The organism is Limnospira sp. PMC 289.06 (genome assembly GCF_032350395.1).
Taxonomy (GTDB): Bacteria; Cyanobacteriota; Cyanobacteriia; order Cyanobacteriales; family Microcoleaceae; genus Limnospira; species Limnospira platensis.
Genome location: NZ_JARPLC010000446.1, coordinates 1 through 554, shown reverse-complemented (window position 1 = coordinate 554; position 554 = coordinate 1). Strand labels below are relative to the sequence as shown.

At 44.6% G+C, this 554-nt stretch carries 1 protein-coding gene; it reads right to left on the bottom strand.

Going from position 1 to position 554, the window contains the following annotated elements; translation table 11 throughout:
* On the bottom strand, positions 1–161 hold a 161-nt coding region (locus tag P5674_RS25705; protein WP_315670474.1), incomplete at its 3' end, for a reverse transcriptase N-terminal domain-containing protein.
* Between the last annotated feature and the right edge of the window lie 393 nt (positions 162–554).

Genomic DNA, 554 nt, shown 5'->3' with positions numbered 1-554 from the left:
GTTGCCTTTGCGTCCTGTCCCGATTTAGCTGCTTGAAATATCCTCTTTTGGAGCTTAAAGACGTATCGCTGAACCTTAGCCCAGTTGATACTTCTCCATCCATTCGTAGTCTTAGTAGGTCTCCGTTTATCGAAGCCTTTACCTTCTCTCGATTTCGTCATTTTGACTCCTACTCGACTCTATCCTTGCAATCAAACCGTGACCCGTTAGCATATCCCGTCCATTACAGCCGGGCGTTGGCTTCTGGTCACATCTCACCCCCTAATAGGCATACGCTTACACTTTTTCACTACTGACTCTCTCGACCAGATTATCAGAGCCTAAAAGGGTTTATAACGTTCCGTTTATATGGGCATTCCATCTTTAGACTTGTCCTTTCCACCGAGGTACTTTTAAAGGTCTGTGTAGGTAGCTTACAAATACTCCTACTTTTCCCTTTGCTCTTTTGAGCGCAGCGTATCAACCTATTTCGCTGCTTATTATTTACGATGGTTCAAGTCGGAACATTCAGATTTCCTTAGTCATGGATGGTTGGCAGTGGTCGGATTATTGGG